General features: G+C 72.0%; 20 protein-coding genes. 8 read left to right on the top strand and 12 right to left on the bottom strand.

Translation table 11 applies throughout. From position 1 onward, the window contains the following. Positions 1 to 9: 9 nt before the first annotated feature. The 3 genes from ABZV77_RS36120 to ABZV77_RS36110 are packed head-to-tail and all read right to left on the bottom strand — an operon-like array spanning position 10 to position 3,060. Positions 10 to 816: an alpha/beta hydrolase gene (locus ABZV77_RS36120; protein WP_356266483.1), complete on the bottom strand. Its 807-nt coding sequence runs from the start codon at positions 814 to 816 to the stop codon at positions 10 to 12. Then, the gene (locus ABZV77_RS36115) at positions 813 to 1,580 is read right to left on the bottom strand and encodes a DUF998 domain-containing protein (protein ID WP_356266482.1); all 768 of its coding nucleotides are present in this window, start codon (positions 1,578 to 1,580) and stop codon (positions 813 to 815) included. The genes ABZV77_RS36120 and ABZV77_RS36115 overlap by 4 nt, the downstream gene beginning before the upstream one ends. Before the next feature lie 13 nt (positions 1,581 to 1,593). Next, positions 1,594 to 3,060, bottom strand: coding sequence for an APC family permease (locus ABZV77_RS36110; protein ID WP_356266481.1), 1,467 nt, complete (start codon positions 3,058 to 3,060; stop codon positions 1,594 to 1,596). A 70-nt stretch (positions 3,061 to 3,130) separates the two neighbouring features. On the opposite strand from ABZV77_RS36110, the gene ABZV77_RS36105 reads away from it, so the two are divergent. The 4 genes from ABZV77_RS36105 to ABZV77_RS36090 all read left to right on the top strand — a co-directional run bounded on the left by ABZV77_RS36105 (position 3,131) and on the right by ABZV77_RS36090 (position 8,246). After that, positions 3,131 to 3,640 carry a hypothetical protein gene (locus ABZV77_RS36105; protein ID WP_356266479.1) on the top strand — a complete coding sequence of 170 codons (510 nt, stop codon included), beginning with the start codon at positions 3,131 to 3,133 and terminating at the stop codon, positions 3,638 to 3,640. Between the two features lie 135 nt (positions 3,641 to 3,775). Next, entirely contained in the window at positions 3,776 to 5,440 is a 1,665-nt protein-coding gene (locus tag ABZV77_RS36100) for a multicopper oxidase family protein (RefSeq protein ID WP_356266478.1), read from the top strand. Between the two features lie 168 nt (positions 5,441 to 5,608). Further along, positions 5,609 to 6,439, top strand: coding sequence for a DUF4190 domain-containing protein (locus ABZV77_RS36095; RefSeq protein WP_356266477.1), 831 nt, complete (start codon positions 5,609 to 5,611; stop codon positions 6,437 to 6,439). A gap of 46 nt (positions 6,440 to 6,485) precedes the next feature. Then, complete coding sequence (locus tag ABZV77_RS36090) at positions 6,486 to 8,246, top strand: NAD+ synthase (protein ID WP_356266475.1); 1,761 nt, start codon at positions 6,486 to 6,488, stop codon at positions 8,244 to 8,246. 94 nt (positions 8,247 to 8,340) lie between these two features. Here the strand turns inward: ABZV77_RS36090 and ABZV77_RS36085 are convergent, their stop codons facing one another. From ABZV77_RS36085 to ABZV77_RS36070, 4 genes are all read right to left on the bottom strand, one after another. Further along, positions 8,341 to 9,555, bottom strand: coding sequence for an MFS transporter (locus ABZV77_RS36085; RefSeq protein ID WP_356266473.1), 1,215 nt, complete (start codon positions 9,553 to 9,555; stop codon positions 8,341 to 8,343). A 167-nt stretch (positions 9,556 to 9,722) separates the two neighbouring features. Continuing rightward, on the bottom strand, positions 9,723 to 10,748 hold the full coding sequence (locus ABZV77_RS36080; RefSeq protein ID WP_356266472.1) for an endonuclease/exonuclease/phosphatase family protein: 1,026 nt from the start codon (positions 10,746 to 10,748) through the stop codon (positions 9,723 to 9,725). A gap of 186 nt (positions 10,749 to 10,934) precedes the next feature. Next, the gene (locus tag ABZV77_RS36075) at positions 10,935 to 11,537 is read right to left on the bottom strand and encodes a TetR/AcrR family transcriptional regulator (RefSeq protein ID WP_356266624.1); all 603 of its coding nucleotides are present in this window, start codon (positions 11,535 to 11,537) and stop codon (positions 10,935 to 10,937) included. A gap of 105 nt (positions 11,538 to 11,642) precedes the next feature. Then, entirely contained in the window at positions 11,643 to 13,241 is a 1,599-nt protein-coding gene (locus tag ABZV77_RS36070) for an MFS transporter (protein WP_356266470.1), read from the bottom strand. Between the two features lie 356 nt (positions 13,242 to 13,597). Here ABZV77_RS36070 and panB point away from each other — a divergent pair, with 356 nt between their 5' ends. From panB to ABZV77_RS36055, 3 genes are all read left to right on the top strand, one after another. Beyond that, complete coding sequence (gene panB, locus ABZV77_RS36065; RefSeq protein ID WP_356266468.1) at positions 13,598 to 14,482, top strand: 3-methyl-2-oxobutanoate hydroxymethyltransferase; 885 nt, start codon at positions 13,598 to 13,600, stop codon at positions 14,480 to 14,482. 152 nt (positions 14,483 to 14,634) lie between these two features. Continuing rightward, positions 14,635 to 15,657, top strand: a complete 1,023-nt coding sequence (locus ABZV77_RS36060; RefSeq protein WP_356266466.1) for an ATP-binding cassette domain-containing protein — start codon at positions 14,635 to 14,637, stop codon at positions 15,655 to 15,657. Beyond that, positions 15,654 to 16,481, top strand: a complete 828-nt coding sequence (locus tag ABZV77_RS36055) for an ABC transporter permease (RefSeq protein ID WP_356266464.1) — start codon at positions 15,654 to 15,656, stop codon at positions 16,479 to 16,481. Before ABZV77_RS36060 ends, ABZV77_RS36055 begins: the two co-directional genes overlap by 4 nt. On the opposite strand, the gene ABZV77_RS36050 is transcribed toward ABZV77_RS36055, so the two are convergent. After that, complete coding sequence (locus tag ABZV77_RS36050; protein WP_356266462.1) at positions 16,482 to 19,790, bottom strand: BTAD domain-containing putative transcriptional regulator; 3,309 nt, start codon at positions 19,788 to 19,790, stop codon at positions 16,482 to 16,484. Between the two features lie 95 nt (positions 19,791 to 19,885). After that, complete coding sequence (locus ABZV77_RS36045; RefSeq protein WP_356266460.1) at positions 19,886 to 20,368, bottom strand: DUF6578 domain-containing protein; 483 nt, start codon at positions 20,366 to 20,368, stop codon at positions 19,886 to 19,888. A 135-nt stretch (positions 20,369 to 20,503) separates the two neighbouring features. Between ABZV77_RS36045 and ABZV77_RS36040 the strand changes: the two genes are divergently transcribed. Beyond that, positions 20,504 to 21,298 carry a site-2 protease family protein gene (locus tag ABZV77_RS36040; protein ID WP_356266458.1) on the top strand — a complete coding sequence of 265 codons (795 nt, stop codon included), beginning with the start codon at positions 20,504 to 20,506 and terminating at the stop codon, positions 21,296 to 21,298. A 22-nt stretch (positions 21,299 to 21,320) separates the two neighbouring features. On the opposite strand, the gene ABZV77_RS36035 is transcribed toward ABZV77_RS36040, so the two are convergent. From ABZV77_RS36035 to ABZV77_RS36025, 3 genes are all read right to left on the bottom strand, one after another. Next, positions 21,321 to 21,533: a hypothetical protein gene (locus ABZV77_RS36035; RefSeq protein ID WP_356266456.1), complete on the bottom strand. Its 213-nt coding sequence runs from the start codon at positions 21,531 to 21,533 to the stop codon at positions 21,321 to 21,323. A 79-nt stretch (positions 21,534 to 21,612) separates the two neighbouring features. Further along, positions 21,613 to 22,317, bottom strand: a complete 705-nt coding sequence (gene npdG, locus ABZV77_RS36030) for an NADPH-dependent F420 reductase (protein WP_356266454.1) — start codon at positions 22,315 to 22,317, stop codon at positions 21,613 to 21,615. A gap of 45 nt (positions 22,318 to 22,362) precedes the next feature. Further along, positions 22,363 to 23,439: a sialidase family protein gene (locus ABZV77_RS36025; protein ID WP_356266452.1), complete on the bottom strand. Its 1,077-nt coding sequence runs from the start codon at positions 23,437 to 23,439 to the stop codon at positions 22,363 to 22,365. Positions 23,440 to 23,487 lie beyond the last annotated feature (48 nt).

Raw genomic sequence — 23,487 nt, 5'->3', positions numbered from 1 at the left:
ACGCGGCCGTCACGAGGTGCCCCGCACCGTGGCGAGCACCGCATCCGCCACGTCCGCGGGACGGTCCCGCATCACGAGGTGCCCCGAGGGCTGCGCCACGCGGAAGGCCCCGCCGAGGCCGCGGGCCAGCCGTCGCTGGCGCTCCAGCCACCGCCGCGAGCCACCCCCGTGCGCGGCGAGCACCGTCACCGGGACCCCCTCCGGCAGCGGCAGGCGCCGCCGGAGCGCGGCGAGTTCATGTGCCGCGTCGCCGTACGTCGCGTACTCCATGAGCGCCGCCCGCCACACCCTGCTGCTCCCGTACAGCCACGCCCAGGGCGTCGGCGCCGCAAGCCGTCGCAGGGTCGGCCCCGTCGCCCGCGGCAGCCCCGCCGCGCACAACAACGTCCCGCACGCGCGCGTGGCCGCCACCCGCGCCCCGCGCGGCAGGAACGTGCGCGGCCGCTCCTCCACGCTGGAGTCGACGAGGACGAGCCCCTCCGTACGCTCCGGGTACAGCCGCGCGAACGCCTCCGCGTGGAACCCGGCGAGCGAGTGCCCGACCACCGTCACCCGTGCCCGGCCGAGCCCCACCGCCGCCAGGACCCGCAGGATCCGCTCCGCCTCGTCCCGCACGGCGGGCGCCACGCGCGCGGGGCCGCTGAGTCCGAGGCCCGGCCGGTCGAAGCGGACCACGGTCCGGTGCGGGGCCAGCAGCGGCACCACCGGGTCCCAGTCGAACCAGCCGAGCCCGAGCCCGGCGCCGAGCACGCACACCGGCCCGCTCCCCGTCACCTCGACGTGGTGCGGCACTCCCCCGACCCGTACGAACGTCACTCCCGCCGTGCCTCCGCGGCTGCGCGAGCCACCACCGACCACGCGAGCGCCACGAGCCACGCCGCGATGAACAGCACCTGCAGCCGCTGGCCGATCCCGAGGCCCCACGTCCCGCGACCGGCGTCGAACGCGGCGACCGACGCCAGGGTCCAGCCGGTGGCGGCCAGTTCGAGGACGACGAGAACCGGCCCGGTGCGCGCCAGCGCGGGCCACGGGTCGGCGTGGCGGCGGGCGGCGACCGTGAGCAGCACCATGGCGACCAGCGCCCCGGTGACGGCGACGCTGCTGCTGACCGCATGCGCGGAGTGCGTCCAGGGGACCTCGCCCGCCCGCTCCCGCGCGAGGCAGCCGGGGTCGGCGGTCGCCGCGCAGCTCAGCGGCAGCCGCGAGTCGGCCGCGGTGGCGGCCCCGAACAGCGCGAGCCCCGCCCAGCCCACCGTGACCCACCGCCCCTGCGGCGGCCGCCGCAGCAGCAGCGCCCACAGCGCTCCCGCGAGGACGAGGAGGCCCGCGAAGAGGTCCACAGTGCGGAAGAACGTCCCGTACGGCTGGTCCTCTGCGGCGAGTTCACTGACGTAGGCCGTGCGGGGCGAGAGCCCGGTCGGCAGGAACACCTCGACCGCCCAGGTGCTGTACGCGAGGGCACCGGCCAGCAGGAGGCCCGCGAGGACGCGTGCGGCGGTTGATCGCGAGGTCCGGGCGGGCCGCCCGGTACGGGGCTGCTGTTTCGCCATGGGGACGGCTGCCGTCGTAGGGGATGACATCGGTGGGTACACGCTATTTCGTCGCATGTGTCGCCCTGTGTTCGGGGTGGATCCAGCCGGGTTTGCGGTACTTGAGGAAGGCGGCGGGCGCCAGGACGCCGAGCGCGAGCAGTCCGCCGCCGACGATCAGCAGATAGCGCCACAGCGGGCCCTTGCCGAACTGGTCGGGCGGCACGAAGCCGATGGCGAGCGCGGCGAGCGACGCGACGAAGCCGACGGCCGCGACGGCCTTCACCGCGGGGACCACGAAGCCGCGCGGCACCTGCGGCTGCGACGCCCGCAGCCGCACGACGGTCACGAACATCAGCAGGTACGCGATGAGGTAGATCTGCACGGTGATGACGGAGAACATCCAGTACGCGCTGGAGACGTCGTCACTGAAGGCGTAGAGGACGCCGATCAGCGTGGTGACCACACCCTGCGCGATCATGATGTTGCGCGGGACGCCCGCCTTGTTGAACTTCTGCAGGAACGGCGGCAGATAGCCCTCCTGCCGGGCGAGCGTCACCAGCCCCTTCGCGGGCCCCGCGAGCCAGGTGAGCATGCCGCCGAGCGCCGCCATCACGAGCATGATCCCGACGACCTTCGTCATCCAGCCGACGTGGAAGTGGTCGAAGAAGGCCTGGAAGGCCTGCATCAGACCGGCGGTGAGACTGAGCTCCTCCGACGGCATGACCCAGCTGATGGCCAGGGCCGGAAGGATGAAGATCAGCAGGACGAGGCCGGTGGCGAGGAAGATCGAGCGCGGGTACTCGGCGCGGGGATGGCGCAGCGACGAGACATGGACGCCGTTCATCTCCATGCCCGCGTAGGAGAGGAAGTTGTTGACGATGAGCACCAGGCTGGCGAGGCCGGTCCACGGGGGCAGCCAGTGGTCGGGGTTCATGGGTGCGGCGGACGCGTTGCCCTGTCCCAGGAAGACGATGCCGAGGACGACGAGGACGACACCGGGGATGAGGGTGCCGATGATCAGCCCCAGGGAGGAGAGCCCGGCGACCGTCCTGGTCCCCCGGCACGTGATCCAGACGCCCGTCCAGTAGATGACGACGATGACGATCGCTACGTAGGGGCCGTTCTCGGCGAGGCTCGGATGGATGACGTACGCGAACGTCGAGGCCACGTAGGCGAGCAGGCTCGGGTAGTACGCGATGGTCATCGCGAACTGGCACCACACGGCCACGAACCCCAGCGGCTTGCCCAGCCCCTCGCTCACCCACCTGTAGATGCCGCCGGACCACCCGGAGGCGAGCTCGGCGCCGACGAGGGCGGTGGGGAGCAGGAAGACCACGGCGGGCAGGAGATAGAGGAAGACCGCGGCCAGGCCGTAGATGGCCATCGACGGCGAGGGGCGCAGGCTGGCGACGGACGCGGTGGTCATCAGGGCGAGCGTCACCCAGGAGATGAACTGCCGCGGAATCGCGGGGTCCGGCTCCGGCAGGCTCCCCGCACCGGTCTGTACCGGTTCGTCCGTGTTCGTCATGCGCTCATGATCGTCGGAGCGGTGGGGGTCCGCATGTCGCCGGATACCCGGCGGGGGTAGGGTTCGCCGCATGGCGACGACGAGGAACGGCACGGGTCACGGGCGGCTGCTGCTGCTCGCCGCGCTGCTGCTCGGGATCGTGACGATGCATACGTTGGGGCATCCCTCGGGCGGGCATGAGGGTGGGGCGGCCCGGTCCGCCGGGTCCGGCACCGTGTCGTCCGCGATGGGGCACGGCATGGGCGGGGCGCGGGCGCTGGACGAGCGGGGTACAGCGCCGCACGAGCGCGGTGCGACCTCGTCCGAGCCCGGTACGACCTCGCCCGGACACGTTGCCGCACCCACCTCCGCTTCCACTCCCGCCCCCGACTCGCACGGCGGGATGGCGATGGATCCGCTGTCCGTGTGCCTGGCGGTGCTCGGCGCGTTCACGCTCCTCGTACTGGTGCGGGCCGGGCTGCTGCGGCCGGGTGGGACGCTCGCCCAGCTGCCCTCGCCGGGACGGCTCCTGCACGCCCTGCGGCCCAACCCGCCGCCACCCCGGATACTCCTCGCCCAGCTGTCGGTGCTGCGCATTTAGGCCTGCGCACCGGCTGCTTCGTGCTGCCCGCGGAGCTCGTGGGGTCCTGGTGGGAACCTGCGGGTGTCGAGCGGTGGACCAGAAGCAGCGGACGCGCCCATCTGTACGCACCACACGACGAGGTGTCACTCAGTCATGCGTAAAACAGTCATGCGTGAAAATGCTTCTCCGCGCGTCCCTTCGCGGCGCTCCGTGCTCGGCGCCGCGGCCGCGGTCGCGGGGACGGGAATCCTGACGGCCTGTTCCGACACGGACGCGGGCGGCCACGGCGGTCATGGCGGCCGGGGCGGGGCGTCCGGATCCGAGGGACCCGGGGGTTATGTGGACCCGGCGGGCAAGGAGGTCGCGGCCGCCGAGAAGAAGCGCGGCCGGGGCGGCAGGACCCGCGAGGTGAAGCTGACGGCCGTGGCAGCCAAGCTCGACCTGGGCGGCCCCACGGTCAGGACGTGGGCGTACGGGGACCGGCTCCCCGGCAAGGAGGTCCGCGTCACCGCGGGCGACACCCTCGCCCTCACCCTCGCCAACCACCTCCCGCAGGCCACGTCCCTGCACTGGCACGGCATCGCCCTGCGCAACGACATGGACGGCGTCCCCGGCCTCACCCAGCAGGACGTGAAGCCGGGTTCCGACTTCACCTACCGCTTCGCGGTGCCGCACCCGGGGACGTACTGGTTCCACCCCCACTCCGGCACCCAGCAGGACCGCGGTCTGTACGCGCCACTGATCGTCGAGGACCCCAGGGAGCCCCTGAAGTACGACAAGGAGTGGGTGATCGTCCTCGACGACTGGGTCGACGGAGTGGACGGATCGACCCCGGACGGCGTGCTCGCGGAGCTGAGCAAGGGCATGGCCGACCACGACATGGGAGGCGACGACTCCGGGGGCCACGGCGGCCACGACATGTCGAACATGTCGAGCCCGATGAAAGCGACGAACACGCCGCCCACACCGACCACACCAACCGGCCCCTCCCGCATGATGATGGGCGCCAAGAGCGACCTGCTCGGCGGCGACGCGGGCGACGTCGCCTACCCGCACTACCTGATCAACGGGCGCACGGCCAAGGCGCCTTCGCAGTTCCGCGCCCGCCCCGGCGACCGCATCCGCCTGCGCATCATCAACGCGGGCGGGGACACGGCGTTCCGCGTGGCGCTCGGCGGGCACGAGATGACGGTGACGCACACGGACGGCTTCCCCGTGCGGCACGCGAAGACCGACGCGCTGCTCCTCGGCATGGGCGAGCGGTACGACGTGGTCGTCACCGCCAAGGACGGCGTCTTCCCGCTGACCGCGCTGGCCGAGGGCAAGAAGGCGGCGGCGCTCGCGGTGCTGCGCACGGGCGGCGGTGCCCCGCCGACGTCGTCGACACGGCCCGGCGAGCTGACGGGCCGCCTCCTGACGGCGGACAAGCTGCGGTCGCACGCATCCGTGGCCCTGCCCTCCCGCAGGCCGGACCGCACGATCAGGATCCGCCTGACGGGCGGCATGGCGAAGTACGACTGGGCCTTCGACAAGAAGCCCTACTCCCCGGGGCAGCGCCACCCCGTCCGCGCGGGCGAGCGGGTCCGCCTGACCTTCGCCAACGCGACCACGATGTGGCACCCCGTCCACCTGCACGGCCACACCTTCGCCCTGGCGGGCGTCCGCGGCGGCCCCCGCAAGGACACGGCGATCATCCTGCCGAACGGCAGCCTGTCGGTGGACTTCGAGGCGGACAACCCGGGCCTGTGGATGCTCCACTGCCACAACGTGTACCACGCGGAGGCAGGAATGATGACGGTGCTCGGTTACCGCGCCTGACGGGTATTTCCGCAGGCCGGAGCGTGTGAGTGGTGCTCCCGGACACCCGTCCGGGAGCACCACCCGGGCTCCCCGCAAAAGTGGGCACTCTCGAAAGAAAGAGGGACAATGTCCGCATAACCCCCGCAGGCCGCCACCTGACCTGCCCCTTCCCGAAGGGGCCCTGCCATGACCACGCCCGGCGCCTCTCCCCCACCACCCCAATGGGGGCAACGGCCGCCCCAGCCCCAGCCCCAGCCGCAGCCACCTCCGCAGCCGCTCCGCAACGGCCTCGGTGTCGCGTCCCTGGTGCTCGGCATCATCGGCGTGCTGTGCGGGCTGATTCCGCTGCTGTTCTGGGCCGCGGGGGTCCTCGCCGTCCTGGCGCTGGTCTTCGGCTGCGTCGGGATCGGGCGCGCCCGCAAGGGCCAGGCCGACAACAAGGGCGTGGCGATCTGGGGCACGTCGCTCGGTGCGGTCGCCGCGATCCTCGCGGTCATCGGGCTCGCCATCACCGTCTCGGCCGTCAACGACGCGGTGGACGAGCTGCACAGCACGGGCGGCAAGAAGGAGTCGTCGATCACGACCGACGAGCCGTCCGGACATCGCACGGAGAGCGGCTCCGGCACCCTGCGGTTCGGGGAGACGTTTGCGTACGACGACGGTGTGAAGGTGACCGTGGCCCGGCCCGCCCCCTACCAGCCGGGCCCCTACGCGCTGGGCCACGCCCAGGGCAAGAAGGCCCTGACCGTCAAGATCACCGTCATCAACGGCTCGGACAAGTCGGTCGATCTGGATCTGACCACCGTCACCTTCAAGGACGCCGACGGCGCCGAGGCGGAGAAGGTCTTCGACGGTGATCTGCCGAGGGAGCTCGCCGGACAGCTGCAGCCCGGCAAGCAGTCCGTCGCCACGTACGCCGTCAGTCTCCCCGCCGACGCCGTACGCACCCTGAAGGTCCAGGTCGAGCCCGGCGTACTCGCGTACGACAGCGAGAGCTGGTCGGGCCCCTTGAGGTGACCCGCCCGACAGGCCATCGCGTCGCTCTGACGATTACACTGAATTCGTGCCTCAACTACGCCTCGCTCTGAATCAGATCGACTCGACCGTCGGCGATCTCGCCGGGAACGCCGAGGCGGTCGTCCACTGGACCCGGCACTCCGCCGAGCAGGGGGCGCATCTCGTCGCGTTCCCCGAGATGGTGCTGACCGGGTACCCCGTCGAGGACCTCGCCCTGCGTTCGTCCTTCGTCCAGGCCTCTCGGGACGCGCTGCGCGCGCTCGCCGTGCGGCTGCGGGACGAGGGGTTCGGGGAGCTGCCGGTCGTCGTCGGGTATCTCGACCGCACCGAGGAGGCCAAGCCGAAGTTCGGCCAGCCCGCCGGGGCCCCGCGCAACGCGGGCGCCGTGCTGTACCGCGGCGAGGCCGTCCTGACCTACTCCAAGCACCACCTCCCCAACTACGGCGTCTTCGACGAGTTCCGCTACTTCGTGCCGGGCGAGACGCTGCCGGTCGTGCGCGTGCACGGCGTCGATGTCGCGCTCGCCATCTGCGAGGACCTCTGGCAGGACGGCGGCCGCGTACCGGCGACCCGCAGCGCGGGGGCGGGGCTGCTGCTCTCCATCAACGCGTCGCCGTACGAGCAGAACAAGGACGACCAGCGCCTGGAGCTCGTGCGCAAGCGCGCGCAGGAGGCCGGTTGCACCACCGCCTACCTCGCGATGATCGGCGGGCAGGACGAGCTGGTCTTCGACGGCGACTCGATCGTGGTCGACAAGGACGGCGACGTCATCGCGCGCGCCCCGCAGTTCGCCGAGGGCTGCATCGTGCTGGACCTGGAGCTGCCGGCCGCCGCGCCCGTGCCGCCGTCCGGCACCGTGGACGACGGGCTGCGCATCGAGCACGTCACGCTGTCGGAGGAGCCCCTTCCCGCGTACGAGGGCGAGCTCACCGGCGGGTACGCCGAGCGGCTCGACGACGACGAGGAGGTGTACTCGGCGCTGGTCGTGGGGCTGCGCGCGTACGCCGCGAAGAACGGTTTCAGCAGCGTCCTGATCGGGCTCTCCGGCGGCATCGACTCCGCGATCACCGCCGCCATCGCCTGCGACGCGCTCGGCGCGCAGAACGTGTACGGCGTGGCCATGCCGTCCCGCTACTCGTCGGACCACTCCATCGGCGACGCGGAGGAGCTGGCGCGGCGCACCGGCCTGAACTTCCGGACCGTACCGATCGCGCCGATGTTCGACGCCTACATGGGCTCGCTCGGCCTCACCGGTCTCGCCGAGGAGAACCTGCAGTCGCGGCTGCGCGGCACGATGCTGATGGCCCTCTCCAACCAGGAGGGGCACATCGTGCTCGCGCCCGGCAACAAGTCCGAGCTGGCGGTCGGCTATTCGACGCTCTACGGCGACTCCGTCGGCGCGTACGGCCCCATCAAGGACGTCTACAAGACGTCGATCTTCCGGCTCGCCCAGTGGCGCAACCGCGCGGCGCAGGAGCGGGGGCAGACGCCGCCGATCCCGGAGAACTCCATCAGCAAGCCGCCGAGCGCCGAGCTGCGCCCGGACCAGGTCGACACGGACTCGCTCCCCGACTACCCGGTCCTGGACGCGATCCTGGAGCTCTACGTCGACCGGGACCAGGGTGCCGACACGATCGTGGCCGCGGGCTACGACCGGGAACTGGTCACGAAGACGCTGCGGATGGTGGACACCGCCGAGTACAAGCGGCGCCAGTACCCGCCGGGGACGAAGATCTCCGCGAAGGGCTTCGGCAAGGACCGCCGACTGCCCATCACCAACCGCTGGCGTGAGTCCGCGACCGGCTGACCGGTACGTCCGGACGCGATCTGCCCCCTGCCGCCGTGTGGCGACAGGGGGCAGATCGGTTCGGAGGAAGACCGCCTCAGCGAGGCGGCGTCGCTCAGTGGTGCGACGGCTCCCGCGACGGCGTGCCCGTCGCCACCACCCGCTCCACGCCCGCCACGGGCCCCCGGCGCAGATCCACCACGTACGCCACCCCGGCCACCGCGAGGCCGAGGACCGCGAGGAGGGCGCCCGTCACCGCGGGAGACGTCACGCCGAGGTTCGCCGCCAGGGCGAGGCCGCCGATCCAGGCGCCGCCCGCGTTGGCGAGGTTGAACGCACCCTGGTTGGCGGAGGAGGCCAGGGACGGGGCCGCGGCCGCCTTCTCCATGACCATGAGCTGCAGCGGCGAGCCCGTCGTGAAGGCCGCCATGCCGAGCAGGAAGACCGCGACCGCCGCGCTCCACCCGGCGCTCATGAGCAGCGGGAAGAGGGCGAGGACCACGGCGAGGGCCATGAGCCCGCCGAAGAGCGTGCCGCGCAGGGAGTGGTCGGCGAGGCGGCCGCCCAGGAGGTTGCCCACGGTCGCGCCCACGCCGAACAGCGCCAGGAGGAGCGTGACGCTGGACTCCGCGTAGCCCGCCGAGTCCGTCAGCATCGGCGTGATGTAGCTGTACGCCGAGAACAGCGCGCCGAATCCGGCGACGGTCGTGCCGAGCGCCAGCCAGACCGGAACGCTGCGCAGCGCCCGGAGCTCGCCGCGCAGGCCGGTGGCGTCGCCGTGGCCGTGGTCGGCGGGGACCAGGAGGGCGAGCGCGGCGATGGCCGCGAGGCCGATGGCGCTCACCGCGAGGAACGTGGCACGCCAGCCGAGCTGCTGTCCCATCGCCGTGCCGACCGGCACGCCCACGATGTTGGCGACGGTCAGGCCGAGGAACATCAGGGACACCGAGCGGGCCTTGCGCTCGGGGCCGACGAGCCCGGTGGCGACGACCGCGCCGACGCCGAAGAACGCGCCGTGCGGCAGTCCGGAGAGGAAGCGCGCGGCCATCAGGAGGTGGTAGTCGGGGGCGGCCGCCGAGAGCGCGTTGCCGACCACGAAGAGCACCATGAGGCCGATGAGGACGCGGCGGCGCGGGAGCTTCGCGGTGACGGCGGCGAGCAGCGGGGCGCCGATGACGACACCGAGCGCGTACGCGGAGACCAGGTGTCCGGCGACGGGGAGGGATATGTCCAGGTCGTCGGCGACGTTGGGCAGCAGGCCCATCATCACGAACTCGGTCGTGCCGATGCCGAAGGCGCCCACGGCGAGGGCGAGCAGGGCCAGGGGCATGAAGAAGTACCTTCCACGGAAACAGGAGCGGTGCGGAGTGACAGAGAACCCGTAAGTTTACTTGCGGAACAAAGTCCCGCGCACCGAGTATTCCGTGCGGGCGGATCAGTCAGGGGTCAGCGAGGTCACGTACGGACGACGCGGGCGTTACGACGACGCGGGCGTTACTACGAGAGGTCGACCCGCGCCGCGATCGGCAGATGGTCGCTGCCCGTCTCCGGCAGCGTCCAGGAGGAGACCGGCTCGACGCCCTTGACCATGATCTGGTCGATGCGCGCCATCGGGAACGACGCGGGCCAGCTGAAGCCGAAGCCGTCGCCCGCCGCGCCCTGCGTGGACCGCAGCTGCGAGGTGACCGCGTTCAGCGCGCGGTCGTTCATCGTGCCGTTCAGGTCGCCGAGCAGGATGACCTTGCCGATCTTCTCGTCGGCGATGGCCTCGCCGAGGGCGTCGGCGCTGTCGTCGCGCTGGCTGGCGGTGAAGCCCGCGTCGAGCTTCACGCGCACCGAGGGCAGGTGCGCGACATGGACGGCGACCTCGCCCTTGGGCGTGGTCACGGTCGTGCGCATCGCGCGGACCCAGCCCAGCTTGATGTCGACGGGCCGGGTGTCGGACAGCGGGTACTTGCTCCAGAGGCCGACGGTGCCCTTGACCGCGTGGTACTTGTACTCGCCCGCGAGCGCCTTCTCGTACACGGGCACGGCGTCCGGCGTGAGCTCCTCGAGGGCGACCACGTCGGCGCCGGAGGCCGCGACGTCCTGGGCGGTGCCCGTCGGATCGGGGTTGTCCGCGTTCACGTTGTGCGTGGCGACGGTGAGGTCGCCGCCGGTGCCCGACTTGCCGGTGATCAGCCCGCCGAAGGAGTTGGTCCAGATGATCACGGGCAGCAGCAGGGCGATGAGCGCGGTGGCGGACTTGCGGACCACCGCGACGACCAGCAGCACCGGGATGAAGAGGCCGAGCCAGGGCAGGAAGGTCTCGGTCAGCGAGCCGAGGTTGCCCACGTTGTTCGGGATCTGCGCGTGGAAGAGCATCACCAGCGCGAGGAAGATCGCGATCCCCGCCGTGACCAGCCCGCGCCGCCAGAAGTTCGGGTCGCCCCGCCAGCCTTCCAGCAGGCGGCGGAACCGGGATCCCGGACGCTCGGGGCCCGAGCCGCCGTCGCCCGTCTCCGTCATATACGCCTGCGCCATGCTCTCGTCGCCTCACTGCCTGCCGTGCCCACCGTCTGTCCCGCCCCTGAAACCCTAGGCGATGATCCGGTGTCGTCCCTGCCGTCCACGACGGCCGTACAGGCACCAGGACGAACGGGGCGCCGCGACGGGTTCCTGATCAGCGGCGGAGGGCTTTCTCTGTGACGAAATGCGCATAACTGCGAGTCAGCGCGCGGAGGGCCGCAGACCTTCGAGTGCGGTGTCGACGATCCGCTCCGCGAGGTGGTCGTCGAGCGGTGCGCCGGGCCGCAGGATCGTGCGCAGCAGCATGGGCCCCACGAACAGGTCGTTGGCCATCTCCAGGTCGATGTCCGGGCGCAGTTCGCCGTCGGCGACGCCCTGCCGCAGCACGTCGAGGATGATGCGGCGGCGGGGCGCGACGACCGTCTCCTGATACGCCTCCGCCAGCTTGGGCAGGGCCTTCATCTGTGCGAAGACGTTGTGCAGCAGGGCCGATGAGCGCATGGTCAGGCCGCGGCGGCGCAGGCTCTCCAGGATGCAGACGAGGTCGTCGCGCATCGAGGTGCCGGGCCGCTCGGGGTCGGGCTCCTCGAAGGCGCGCATGACGTCGACGAAGAGTGCCTCCTTGCCGTCCCAGCGGCGGTAGATGGTGGCCTTGCCGACACCGGCGGTGCGGGCGATCCGCTCTATGGACAGCTCGGTGAGGGAGACGCCGTCCTCCAGGAGCCGCACGACGCCCTCGATGATCGCCTGCTCCACGGCCTCGCTCCTGGGCCGTCCCCGGCCGCTCCTGACGAGGGGCGTCACCTCCGCCGCGTCATCGCCGTCCGCGACACGCACGCGCTTGTGGATCACGTCGTCTCTCCCTCTCTCCACGCCGGCCCCCCGGCCGACCGCCGGGCCGATTCTGCCTCAGCGCCCGGCGGCGCCGACCGCCTCGTCCGTTTCCTCCCGCGGCCCGGCGTCCTGCGGCGTCCGTCCCGGCAGGAAGAGGAAGGTGACCAGCGCGCCGAGCACGGCGACGCCCGCGCCGCAGAGCGCCGTGACGTGCATGGCGTGCAGGAAGGAGTCGTTGGCGGCGGACACCAGGGGTTCGCCCCTGGGGCCGAGCTTCGCGGCGACGCCGAGGGTCGCTTCGATGGACTCGCCCGCGGTGTGCCGCACCCCTTCGGGCAGCAGGGTCAGCTTGTCCTCGATCCCGTTGCGGTACGCCGTGGACAGCACGGAGCCGAGGACCGCGATGCCGAGGGCGCCGCCGACCTGCCGGAAGGTGTTGCTCAGCGCGGACGCGGAACCGGCCTTCTCGCGCGGCAGGGCCTGCATGATCACGACGCTGGTGGGCGTCATGACGTGCGCCATGCCGGTGCCCATCAGGAAGAAGACGACTTCCAGGAGCCAGATCGGGGTGTCGGCGTCGAGGAGCGTGAAGGCGGCCAGGGTCGCCGTGAGCAGGAGCAGTCCGCCGGTGCACACGGCCCGTACGCCGAAGCGGTCGACGACGAGGCGGGCGCGCGGCGCGAAGATGAGCTGGGCGACGGCCAGCGGCAGCATCAGGAGGCCGGTCTGCAGCGGCGAGTAGCCCCGCACGCTCTGGGTGTAGAAGACCGAGAAGAAGGTGACGCCCATCAGCGCGAAGAAGACCAGTGCTATGGCGGCGATCGCCGCGGAGAACACCCGGTTCTTGAAGTACGTGATGTCGATGGAGGGATGGTCGCTGCGCTTCTCGTACAGCACGAAGGCGATCAGCACGACGAGGCCCGCGATGACGGTGCCGAGCACGGCCGGGTCGGTGAAGTCGGCGAGCTGGCCGCCCTTGATGATGCCGTAGACGAGGAGCACCAGGCCGACGACGGAGAGCGCGACGCCGAAGAGGTCGATGCGGCCGGGCGCGGGGTCGCGGGAGTCGGGCACCAGCCAGGCCATCAGGGCCAGGGCGACGATCACGATCGGTACGTTGATGAGGAAGACCGAGCCCCACCAGAAGTGGTCGAGCAGAACGCCGCCCGTGATGGGGCCGATGGCGATGGCGAGGCCGACTCCGCCCGCCCAGATGCCGATGGCCTTGGGCTGTTCCTCGCGCTCGAAGACGTTCATGAGGACGGCGAGGGTGGCCGGCATCACGAAGGCCGCGCCGAGGCCCATCACCGCGCGGAAGGCGATGAGCTGGACGGGCGAGCCCGACATCGCGGCGAGCGCCGATCCGATGCCGAAGACGACGAGGCCGCCGAGCAGGACCTTCTTGCGGCCGAGCCGGTCGCCGAGCAGGCCCGCGGTGAAGAGGAGGCCCGCGAAGACGAGCGTGTAGGCGTTGATCGCCCATTCGAGCTCGCTCTGGGTGGCTCCGAGGCCGGTCGGTTCGGGGGTGGAGATCGTCTTGATGGCGACGTTCAGGATCGAGTTGTCGAGTACGACGATCAGCAGGCTGAGCATCAGCACCCCGAGGATCGCCCACCGGCGCCGGTGGACGGCTTCCGGTATGCGGGGCGGGGCGGGCATGGCGGGGGAAGACATGCGAACAGCGTAAATCTATTTCGATACGAGACCGTCTCGTATTGGAAATCCTTGCCGAACGGTATAGACGCGCTTTACCCGATCGGCATCACAAGGCACCGCACTAGGGGGCTTCTGATGGATCTCCGCGGCGTCGCGACGCCCGGCACGCCCTCTCGCCGCACCGGGCAAAAGCCCTAGTAGCTCCGCTACGAGGACTTCCGCCCGGCACACCGAGAGGACGCACCGAACGCCGCTCCTCCTTCCGCGGAGATCCATCAGAAGCCCCCTAGCCCCGGACCGGCACGTGGTGCCACCATGGAGGTGATCCGGGGACGCCGTCAGGGCGCCTCGAGATGACAGAAGGAGCCGTTGCGATGACGCAGCTCTCGGCTGCCCAGAAGAGCACCGACGCCCCGCAGAGCCCCGACAGCAGCAAAGCGCTGTACGGCGGCAAGGGCACCCGGCGCATCACCGTGCGCGACATCACCGCCGCCAAGGAGCGCGGCGAGAAGTGGCCCATGCTGACCGCCTACGACGCGATGACCGCGTCCGTCTTCGACGAGGCGGGCATCCCCGTGATGCTCGTCGGCGACTCGGCGGGCAACTGCCACCTCGGGTACGAGACCACCGTGCCCGTCACCCTCGACGAGATGACCATGCTGTCCGCGGCGGTCGTCCGGGGCACGAACCGTGCCCTGATCGTCGGCGACCTGCCGTTCGGCTCGTACCAGGAGGGCCCCGTACAGGCGCTCCGGTCGGCGACCCGCCTGGTGAAGGAGGCGGGCGTCGGCGCGGTCAAGCTGGAGGGCGGCGAACGCTCCCTCGCCCAGACCGAGTTGCTGGTCCAGTCGGGCATCCCCGTCATGTCCCACCTCGGCCTGACCCCGCAGTCCGTGAACACCATGGGCTACCGCGTGCAGGGCCGCGGCGACGAGGCCGCCCACCGGCTCCTCAACGACGCCAAGGCCGCGCAGGACGCGGGCGCGTTCGCGGTCGTCCTGGAGCTGGTCCCCGCGGAGCTCGCCGCCGAGGTCACCCGCTCCCTGCACATCCCGACCGTCGGGATCGGCGCGGGCTCCGACTGCGACGCGCAGGTCCTGGTCTGGACGGACATGATGGGCCTGACCGGCGGGAAGATGCCGCGCTTCGTGAAGCAGTACGCGGAGCTGCGCAACGTCATGGCGGGCGCGGCGAAGGCGTTCGCCGAGGATGTCGTGGGCGGCGCGTTCCCGGCACCCGAGCACGCGGTCCACCGATGACCGCCTGAGTCCAATGCGGCACCACGGCAGCCCGTCGATCTTCCCCCGTCGACGGGCTGCCGCTCTTTCTGCGGGTGGCCGTCCACCGCATGTCGGGGCGCCTGTCGGTGGGATGTCGGTGGTTTGTCGGTGGCCTCTGACATCTTGAGGTCATGAAGCGAATCGACATGAACCCCGGCGGCGCAGGGAGCGCGGTCACCGTAAGGGGACTGGTCAAGCACTACGGCGAGACCAAAGCACTGGACGGCGTGGACCTCGACGTGCGCGAGGGCACCGTCCTCGGCGTCCTCGGGCCCAACGGCGCGGGCAAGACCACCCTCGTGCGCTGCCTGTCCACCCTCGTCACCCCGGACGCGGGCTCCGCCCTCGTCGCCGGGTACGACGTGGTCCGCCAGCCCCGCCAGCTCCGCCGCGTGATCGGCCTCACCGGTCAGTACGCCGCGGTGGACGAGAAGCTGTCGGGCCGCGAGAACCTCTACATGATCGGGCGGCTGCTCGACCTGTCCCGCAAGGAGGCCAGGTCCCGCGCCGACGGCCTCCTGGAGCGGTTCTCGCTCACCGAGGCGGCCAAGCGCCCCGCGAGCACGTACTCCGGCGGTATGCGCCGCCGCCTCGACCTCGCCGCGTCGATGATCGGCAGCCCGTCCGTCCTCTACCTGGACGAGCCGACGACCGGCCTCGACCCCCGCACCCGCAACGAGGTGTGGAGCGAGGTCAAGCGCATGGTCGGCGACGGTGTGACTGTGCTGCTGACCACCCAGTACATGGAGGAGGCCGAGCAGCTGGCCTCCGAGCTGACGGTCATCGACCGCGGCAAGGTCATCGCCAACGGCGGCATCGACGAGCTGAAGGCGAAGGTCGGCGGCCGCACCCTGCGCATCCGCCCGGCCGACCCGCTGGAGCTGAGCCCGCTGGCGAACGCCCTCGACGACCTGGGCCTGACCGGCCTCGCCACCTCGTCGGTCGACGTCGAGACCGGCACGGTCCTCGTCCCGATCCTCAGCGACGAGCAGCTGACCGCCGTCGTCGGCGCGGTCACCGCGCGCGGCATCACGATCGGCTCGATAGCCACCGAACTGCCCAGCCTGGACGAGGTGTTCCTGTCCATCACCGGCCAGAAGGCCAGTGCCCCCCAGGACGCCCGCCCCACTGAACTCGAGGAGGTCGCCGTATGAGCGCCACCACACTCACGGCCCCCCTCAAGAAGCAGGAGGCGGACGCCCACATCGGCCTGCGCGGCCACGTCCGGCACACCGGCGCGCTGGTCCGCCGCAATCTGCTGTGGATCCGGCAGGACCCGGAGTCGATGTTCGACGCGGTCCTGATGCCGATCGTCTTCACGCTCCTGTTCGTGTACGTCTTCGGCGGCTCCATCGGGCAGGCGCTCGGCGGCGGTCAGGACCAGTACGTGCAGTACGTGGTGCCGGGCATGATGGCGATGATGAGCATGAACATCGCCATGGCCGTCGGCACCGGCTTCAACCAGGACTTCCAGAACGGCATCATGGACCGGTTCAAGACCCTGCCGATCGGCCAGGGCTCGGTCCTCTTCGCCAAGATCGTGGTGGAGCTGATGCGGCTGCTCATCGCGACGACGATCATGATGATCGTCGGCGTCCTGGTGGGCTTCGACATCACGAACTGGGGCGGCCTGTTCGCCGCCGTGGGCCTCTCCGCGCTCTTCGGCACGTCCATCATGTGGATCTTCCTGGTCCTCGGCGTCTCGATGAAGAGCGCCCAGTCCGTGCAGGCGATGGGCTTCCTGGTCCTGATGCCGCTGCAGTTCGGCTCGTCGATCTTCGCGCCGACCAAGTCGATGCCGGGCTGGCTGCAGGGCTTCACCGACTACAACCCGCTCTCCGCGCTCGCGGACTCCGCGCGCGGCCTGATGGTCGGCGGGCCCGTCGCCCACGACCTGTGGGTGACGGTCGGCTGGTCGGTGGCGCTCACACTGGTGATGGCGCCGATCGCGATCCACAAGTTCCGCACGAAGAACTGATCACCGGGCCGCTTCGGCCCACGCGGTGCACAGGGCGGTGGCCTCCTCCAGAGCGAGGCCGCCGCCCTTCGCGTACGCCGCTTCGTACGCGTCGTCCCCGAGCACGGCGCGGGACCGCAGCTCCGCCTCCGCGCGGATCTCCCGCTCCATCGTGTTCGCGAAGTGCCCCGGCGGCAGTTCCCGGTCCGCGAGCGCGAGCAGCCGTGCGGCGTCGTACGCGCGATCCCGCTCGCCGTACCCGGCCGACGCCAGGGCGACGACGGACAGATGGACGGAGACCATCTGCGGAGCGACGATCCGCGACAGCGGGTCGAGAGCCTTCTCGAAGGCCCCGCACGCCCCCACGAGGCTCTCGGCGTGCCGCCCGTCCAGCGCGTCCAGCCAGGCGGTGATGCCGAGCACGGAGCTGTCGAAGATCGCGTATCCGATGCCGCTGAACTCCTCGCGCAGCCGCCGCAGTTGCTCGCGCGCGTCGTCGAGGCGGCGGACGCGGCCCAGCGCCAGGGCGAGGAAGAGCCGGGCGGCGGGCATCGCGTCGCCCGCACCGTGCCGTCCGGGGTTTTCGAGGACCTCCCACAGCAACGCCTCACCCCTGTCGAAGAGGTCCCGCTGCGCCGGGGAGTCCGTCAGGATCGAGCCGAGCCGGGCCTTGAGCAGGGCCACCTGGCTCTGGGCGCCGAGCTTTTCGGCGTACCCGACCGCGGCCTCGTAGTCCTCCATGGCCGCCGCGAACTCGCCGCGCCGCTCATGCGATTCGCCCCGTGCGGCGAGCGCCTCGGCGATGCCCCAGACGTCACCGAGCCGCTGGAACCCCTGCAGCGCCTCGTCCGCGTCGCGGATGGCGTCGCCCGCCCAGTCGGTGCGGTTGGCGAGGATGTTGGCCCGGGTCTGGAGGGCGGCGGCGAGCTCCCACTCGTACCCGAGGGCGCGGCAGGTGTCGACCGTCTCGGCGAGGGTGGTCCGCAGCTCCTCCATGCCGCCGCCGAGCAGCACGGCGAAGAACCAGAGGTTGCCGGGTGTCCGGCAGGTCTGCGGGAGGCCGGGGCGGTACGCGCGCCTGATGCCCTCCAGCTTCGTCGCCGACGCGGGCGACTGCCAGTCGACCATGTCCATCTCCATGCAGGAGAGGAGGAGCAGGTGCACCTCGCGGCGGGCCTCCACGAGCATCTCGGGGCTCATCGGCGGGGGCGCGTCCGTGCACGACTCGTACAGCGGGGGTGCGGGAGCGACGGGCGGGGCGAAGGGGTCGGGGCCGAGGGCCGTGATGTCGCGCGACCAGTTGCGGGTCTCCACGCGCAGACCGCGGATCTGCCAGTACCAGGAGAGGGACAGGACGAGGCAGAGGGCCTCCTGCTCGTCCTGTGCGGCGACCGCGTGCCGCAGGGCGGTGCGCAGGTTCTCGTACTCGGTCTCCAGCCGCTCCACGGCGGCGTGCTGCCCGTGGCCGCGCAGCTGGGGGTCGGTGGTCCTGGCGAGCTCGCGGTAGTGCACGAGGTGCGCCCGCTCGGCGGCGGCCCGGCCGCCCGTCTCGTCGAGCCGCTCGCCCGCGTACTCCGCGACGGTCTCCAGGAGCCGGTAGCGCATGCCGCCGTCGGACAGCGGCGAAGGCGCGGCGACGACCAGGGACTTGTCGACGAGCGACCCGAGCAGGTCCGCGACGTCGTGCAGGCCACCCGCTTCCGCGCACACCTCCTCCGCCGCGGTCAGATCACAGCCGCCCGCGAAGACGGAGAGCCGGCGCAGGACCGTCCGCTCGGCCTCGTCCAGGAGGTCCCAGGACCAGTCGACGACGGCCCGCAGGGTCTGCTGGCGGGGCAGGACCGTGCGGGCGCCGCTGGTGAGCAGCCGGAAGCGGTCGTCGAGGCGGTCGGCGATCTGGCGCGGGGTGAGCATCCGCAGGCGGGCCGCGGCGAGTTCGATGGCGAGCGGCAGGCCGTCGAGGCGGCGGCAGATCTCGGCGGCGGCCGCCGGATCCCCCTCGACGGTGAACCCCGGCTGTGCGGCGGCGCCGCGCTCGGCGAACAGCCGCAGCGCGACCGGCTCGGGCAGCGGCTCGACGGGCCGCAGCAACTCGCCCGGTACGCCGAGGGGTTCGCGGCTCGTGGCGAGCACCGTCACCCCCGGGCAGCGGGCGAGGAGCTCGTCGGCGAGGTGGGCGGCGGCCTCGACGACGTGCTCGCAGTTGTCGAGGACGATCAGCATGCGGCGCGCGCCGCAGTGCTCGACGAGCCGGGCCGCCGGGTCCTCGCCGTGCCGCTCCGACATGGCCCGCATCTCCTCGGCGCCCGCGCCGCGCAGCACGGACTCGCGGGCGCCGAGTGCGGTGAGGACGGCGGCGGGGACGTCCGCGGGGTCCTCGACCGGCGCGAGCTCGGCCAGCCACACGCCGTCCGGGAGGCCCCCGGCGACGGCCTCGGCGGCCTCCTGCGAGAGCCGTGTCTTCCCGGCGCCGCCGGGTCCGAGCAGCGTCACGAGCCGCGCCTTCGCCAGGTCGTCCCGCAGCGCGTCGATGTCGGCCTCGCGCCCGACGAAGGAGGTGAGCCGGGCACGGAGGTTTCCCGGCGCGCGCTCCCGCACGGGGGCGGCGGGCGGCTCCCGCAGCAACTCCTCGTGCAGGGCGCGGAGTTCGGGCCCCGGGTCGGCGCCGAGCCGGTCCGCGATGCCGCGCCGCACCCCTTCGTACGTGGCGAGGGCCTCCGCGGCGCGGCCCGTGGCGCGCAGCGCGCGCAGCCGCAGGGCCTGCAGCGGTTCGTCCAGGGGGTGGGCGGCGCACAGCTCGGCGAGCTCGGGCAGCACCCGCTCGCCGTCCCCCAGGGCGAGGGCCGCGGCCATCCCGGCGCGCCGGGCGTCGAGGTGGCGGGCCCGCCAGCGGGCGGCGTCCGCGGTGCGTTCCGGGAGGTCGGCGAGGGGCTCGCCGGCCCACAGGGCGAGCGCGTCGTCCAGGGCTTCGGCCGCCTTCACCGGGTCGCCGTCCGCGAGGGCGCGGGTGCCCTCGCCCACCAGGCGGTCGAAGCGGAACACGTCCACGTCGTCGGGGTGCGCCCGGAGCCGGTATCCGCCGTCCGCAGAGGCGACGGCGTCCGCGCCGATGACCCGGCGCAGGCGCCCCACCAGCGCCTGCAGCGCGCCGCTCGCGTCCGCGGGCGGCTCGCCCGCCCACACGTCGTCGACCAGCGCCTGGGCGGGGACCGGGCGGCCGGGGTGCAGGGCGAGCGCCGTCAGGAGGGCACGCAGACGTGCGCCGCCGACGGCAACGGGACTTCCATCGGGGCGAGCGGCTCGGGCCGCCCCCAGAACGCAATATCGCACTGTCTCATTCTCCCCCGCTCAGCACACGCCCGACGGCCCCGCACCCACCGGCGAACGCCGGGCGCACACCGCCCGGGACGCCATCGTCGCCCATCTCACCGAACCTCCAGCGACACCAGCACCCCCGTCTCCTCCCACCGGAGCGCCGCCCCCGCCGTCGCCCTCCCCACCCGCTCGAACCACTTCGGGCACGCGTCCACCGCCCGCAGCCGCCGCTTCCCCGGCACCGCGCTGTCCGCCACGAAGCCCTGGCCGACCACCTGGATGCCCCGCACCACCCCCACCGTCGGCGGCCACTTCCCCCCGTGCCGCTCCACCGAGAGCAGCCCCGTCAACAGCGCCCGCGGAGGCCACCCCCCGTCCCCCTGCCACGGCACCGTCACCCCGCCCGAGCACACGACGGGCCCGCCGCCCGCCGACTCCACAGGACCCTCGATCCCGCTGAGTTCCGCGGCCCACTCGGGCCCCCGCACGGCCGGGTCGACCAGGAGCTGCCACGTCATCTCCTCGCCCACGCGGAACGGCTTTCCGCAGCACTCCATCTGCCAGTCCTGATACATCACGTTCCACAGCGTCATGTCTCCACCCTCCCCGGAACTCGGTGGCGCGTGCGAGACGTTTTCGCTTCGAGCCCGGAAGCGCGGGGTACGGTCGGCACGCCCGGCCGCCGCACGGCCGACCGCCGCCGCCACATCCCAGGAGAGCCCCACCCCATGACCAGCACCCCCATCCGCCGCAGCGACCGGCGGATCAGCCCCGTCTTCCTGGGGATCGCCGCCGTCACGGCGGTCTCCGGCTGGGCCGCCTGGACCGGTTTCGCCGACAACCCGGGGCTCGCCGTCTTCCTCTTCGTGACGGCCGCCTGGATCGTCTCGCTCTGCCTGCACGAGTACGCGCACGCGCGCACCGCCCTGCACAGCGGCGACATCTCCATCGGCGCGAAGGGCTATCTGACCCTCAACCCGCTCAAGTACACGCATGCGCTGCTCAGCATCGTGCTGCCCGTGCTGTTCGTGATCATGGGCGGCATCGGCCTGCCCGGCGGCGCCGTCTTCATCGAGCGGGGCCGCATCCGGGGCCGCTGGCGGCACAGCCTGATCTCGGCGGCGGGCCCGCTGACCAATGTGCTCTTCGCCGTCGTCTGCACGGCGCCGTTCTGGCTGGACGCCCTGGACGGCGTCCCCGACACGTTCCGCTACGCGCTCGGTTTCCTGGCCCTGCTCCAGGTGACCGCCGCGATCCTGAACTTCCTGCCCATCCCGGGCCTGGACGGGTACGGCGTCATCGAGCCCTGGCTGTCGCACAGGATCCGCCGCCAGGTGGAGCCGTTCGCGCCGTTCGGGCTGATCGCCGTCTTCGTCATCCTGTGGATCCCGGAGGTCAACCGCGCCTTCTTCGACGCGATCGACGCGATCCTGCGCGCCCTCGGCGTCACCGAATGGGACACCTACTGGGGCCACGAGCTGTACCGCTTCTGGGAGGGTTCCCAGGAGATCCCCGGCAGCTGACCGGGTCCCGGCGGCGAGCGCGTTACGAAGCGGACGCCTCGGGGCGGGCGGCGGCCGCCCGCTGCGCGTCCCGCTGCACCTTGGCCCGCCGCAGGTAGAACCAGGCCATGTTCGACGAGAGCCCGGCGAGCAGCACCCACACGATGCCGAGCCAGCTGCCCTGCATGAAGGAGATCACGGCCGCGGCGACGGCGAGGGCGCAGACGACGAGGGCGTACACGGCGAGGCGGGGCATGGGGGTCGGCTCCTGTCGACTGAAGCGTGCAGACGTACGCGTCCAGTGTCCCTTATACCCACCCCCGCCCCCACCCGCCCTACACGTCGGTGACCCGCAGCCCCGCGTGCGCCTTGTAGCGCCGGTTCACGGAGATCAGGTTGGCGACCAGCGACTCGACCTGGTGGGCGTTGCGCAGCCGGCCCGCGAAGACGCCGCGCATGCCGGGGATGCGGGCGGCGAGGGCCTGGATCACGTCGGTGTCGGCGCGGCTCTCGCCGAGCACCATCACGTCGGTGTCGATCTCCTCGATGGCCGGGTCCTGGAGCAGCACGGCCGACAGGTGGTGGAAGGCGGCGGTGACGCGGGAGTCGGGGAGCAGCGCGGCGGCCTGCTCGGCGGCGCTGCCCTCCTCGGGCTTGAGGGCGTACGCACCCTTCTTGTCGAAGCCGAGCGGGTTCACGCAGTCGACGACGAGCTTGCCGCTCAGCTCCTCGCGCAGCGATTCGAGGGTCTTGGCGTGGCCGTCCCACGGCACGGCGACGATCACGATGTCGCTGCGCCGCGCGCACTCCGCGTTGTCCGCGCCCTCGACGCCGAGGCCGAGCTCGTCGGCGGCGGTCTGCGCCCGCTCGGCGGCGCGGGAGCCGATGATCACCTTCTGGCCCGCGCGGGCCAGCCGGTAGGCGAGCCCCCGCCCCTGGTCGCCGGTGCCGCCGAGCACGCCGACGACGAGCCCGGACACGTCGGGCAGCTCCCAGGGGTCCTTGGCGGGGGCCTTCTGCACACTGTCGGTAGAGGTCATACGGCGACCTTACTCAGCCGTACGGGATGTTCGGACATCCGTGCGTCATGCCAGTTCCGCCACCGGTATCCGCCGGAAGGCAATCGTCTCGTACGCGCTGAAGTCCCCGGTCTCGTAGAGCAGTCCGACGGTGTCCGCGTCGAGGCGCGCGAGGTCGGAGTACGCGGCCGGGAGCCCGTCGACGGTGTGGGCGGTCTGCCAGGTCGTGCCGCCGTCGGTGGAGCGGCGCACGGTCATCAGGGCGCGGAAGCCGGGGTCGGCGGGGCCGGAGAAGAGCAGCACGTCGGGGTCGCGCAGCTGCAGGACGCTGCCCTCCACCACGGGGCCGGTGAGCCCGGCCTGCGGGCGGAAGGGTCTGGCCAGGCTGCGGCCGCCGTCGTGCGAGTGGGCGTCGCCGCGGGTGCCGGGGGCCGGGGAGTCGTTGCGGGTGTTGAAGTAGACGCGGCCGTCGGGGAGTTCGGCGGCGGTGGTCTCGTTCACGTTGATGTAGCCGTTGGTGTTGTCGTCGATGTAGCCGATGCGCCAGGTCGCGCCCGCGTCGTCGCTGAGCAGGCAGTGCCCGCCGTTGTACTTCCCCTCGGTGCCGTTGTCCGTCCCCGCGGGCGGCAGGGAGTGGTTGGCGGGGACCAGCACCCGCCCCGTGGTCAGCTGCAGGGCGTGCCCGGGTGTCGTGGCGTACCACCGCCAGTTCGACTTCTTCACCTGGCCGGTGATCTCGCGCGGCGCGGTCCAGGTGAGACCGTCGTCGTCGCTGTGCTGCACCCAGACGCGGCGTCCTGCCGCCGCGGAGACCTGGCCGCGGCGGATGGCCTCCTCGGTGGCCGCGGCGGCGTTCCTGACCTGGACGAGGAGGAGGCGTCCGGTGTCGAGGACGACGGGGGCGGGGTTGCCCGCGAGGTCGGCGCCGTTCTTGCCGACGATCTGGAGCGGGCCCCAGGTGCGGCCGCCGTCGGCGGACCGCTTGAGGACGATGTCGATGTTGCCGAAATCGTCCTGGGAGCCGACGCGGCCCTCGCAGAGGGCGAGGACGGTACCGGCGGCGCTGATGACGACGGCGGGGATGCGGAAGCTCGCATATCCCTCGCGGCCCGCGCGGAAGGGAACAGATGTCTCAGCAGTCATCCCCCGCCCTTCCCCTGCGCGGGGGAAATCCCCGTGAACTACCGGTGA

It is taken from the genome of Streptomyces sp. NPDC004732 (assembly GCF_040609235.1).
GTDB lineage: Bacteria > Actinomycetota > Actinomycetes > Streptomycetales > Streptomycetaceae > Streptomyces.
This window is presented reverse-complemented; position numbering and strand designations above follow the sequence as displayed.

Coding starts and splice junctions, on each gene's coding strand:
- ABZV77_RS36080 (WP_356266472.1), bottom strand. CDS start 10,748: ATGGCGCAGGCGTATATGACGGAGACGGGCGACGGCGGCTCGGGCCCC.
- ABZV77_RS36060 (WP_356266466.1), top strand. CDS start 14,635: ATGAAGCGAATCGACATGAACCCCGGCGGCGCAGGGAGCGCGGTCACC.
- panB (WP_356266468.1), top strand. CDS start 13,598: ATGACGCAGCTCTCGGCTGCCCAGAAGAGCACCGACGCCCCGCAGAGC.
- ABZV77_RS36105 (WP_356266479.1), top strand. CDS start 3,131: ATGGCGACGACGAGGAACGGCACGGGTCACGGGCGGCTGCTGCTGCTC.
- ABZV77_RS36100 (WP_356266478.1), top strand. CDS start 3,776: ATGCGTAAAACAGTCATGCGTGAAAATGCTTCTCCGCGCGTCCCTTCG.
- ABZV77_RS36045 (WP_356266460.1), bottom strand. CDS start 20,368: ATGACGCTGTGGAACGTGATGTATCAGGACTGGCAGATGGAGTGCTGC.
- ABZV77_RS36035 (WP_356266456.1), bottom strand. CDS start 21,533: ATGCCCCGCCTCGCCGTGTACGCCCTCGTCGTCTGCGCCCTCGCCGTC.
- ABZV77_RS36025 (WP_356266452.1), bottom strand. CDS start 23,439: ATGACTGCTGAGACATCTGTTCCCTTCCGCGCGGGCCGCGAGGGATAT.
- ABZV77_RS36085 (WP_356266473.1), bottom strand. CDS start 9,555: ATGCCCCTGGCCCTGCTCGCCCTCGCCGTGGGCGCCTTCGGCATCGGC.
- ABZV77_RS36040 (WP_356266458.1), top strand. CDS start 20,504: ATGACCAGCACCCCCATCCGCCGCAGCGACCGGCGGATCAGCCCCGTC.
- ABZV77_RS36110 (WP_356266481.1), bottom strand. CDS start 3,060: ATGACGAACACGGACGAACCGGTACAGACCGGTGCGGGGAGCCTGCCG.
- ABZV77_RS36095 (WP_356266477.1), top strand. CDS start 5,609: ATGACCACGCCCGGCGCCTCTCCCCCACCACCCCAATGGGGGCAACGG.
- npdG (WP_356266454.1), bottom strand. CDS start 22,317: ATGACCTCTACCGACAGTGTGCAGAAGGCCCCCGCCAAGGACCCCTGG.
- ABZV77_RS36070 (WP_356266470.1), bottom strand. CDS start 13,241: ATGTCTTCCCCCGCCATGCCCGCCCCGCCCCGCATACCGGAAGCCGTC.
- ABZV77_RS36055 (WP_356266464.1), top strand. CDS start 15,654: ATGAGCGCCACCACACTCACGGCCCCCCTCAAGAAGCAGGAGGCGGAC.
- ABZV77_RS36115 (WP_356266482.1), bottom strand. CDS start 1,580: ATGTCATCCCCTACGACGGCAGCCGTCCCCATGGCGAAACAGCAGCCC.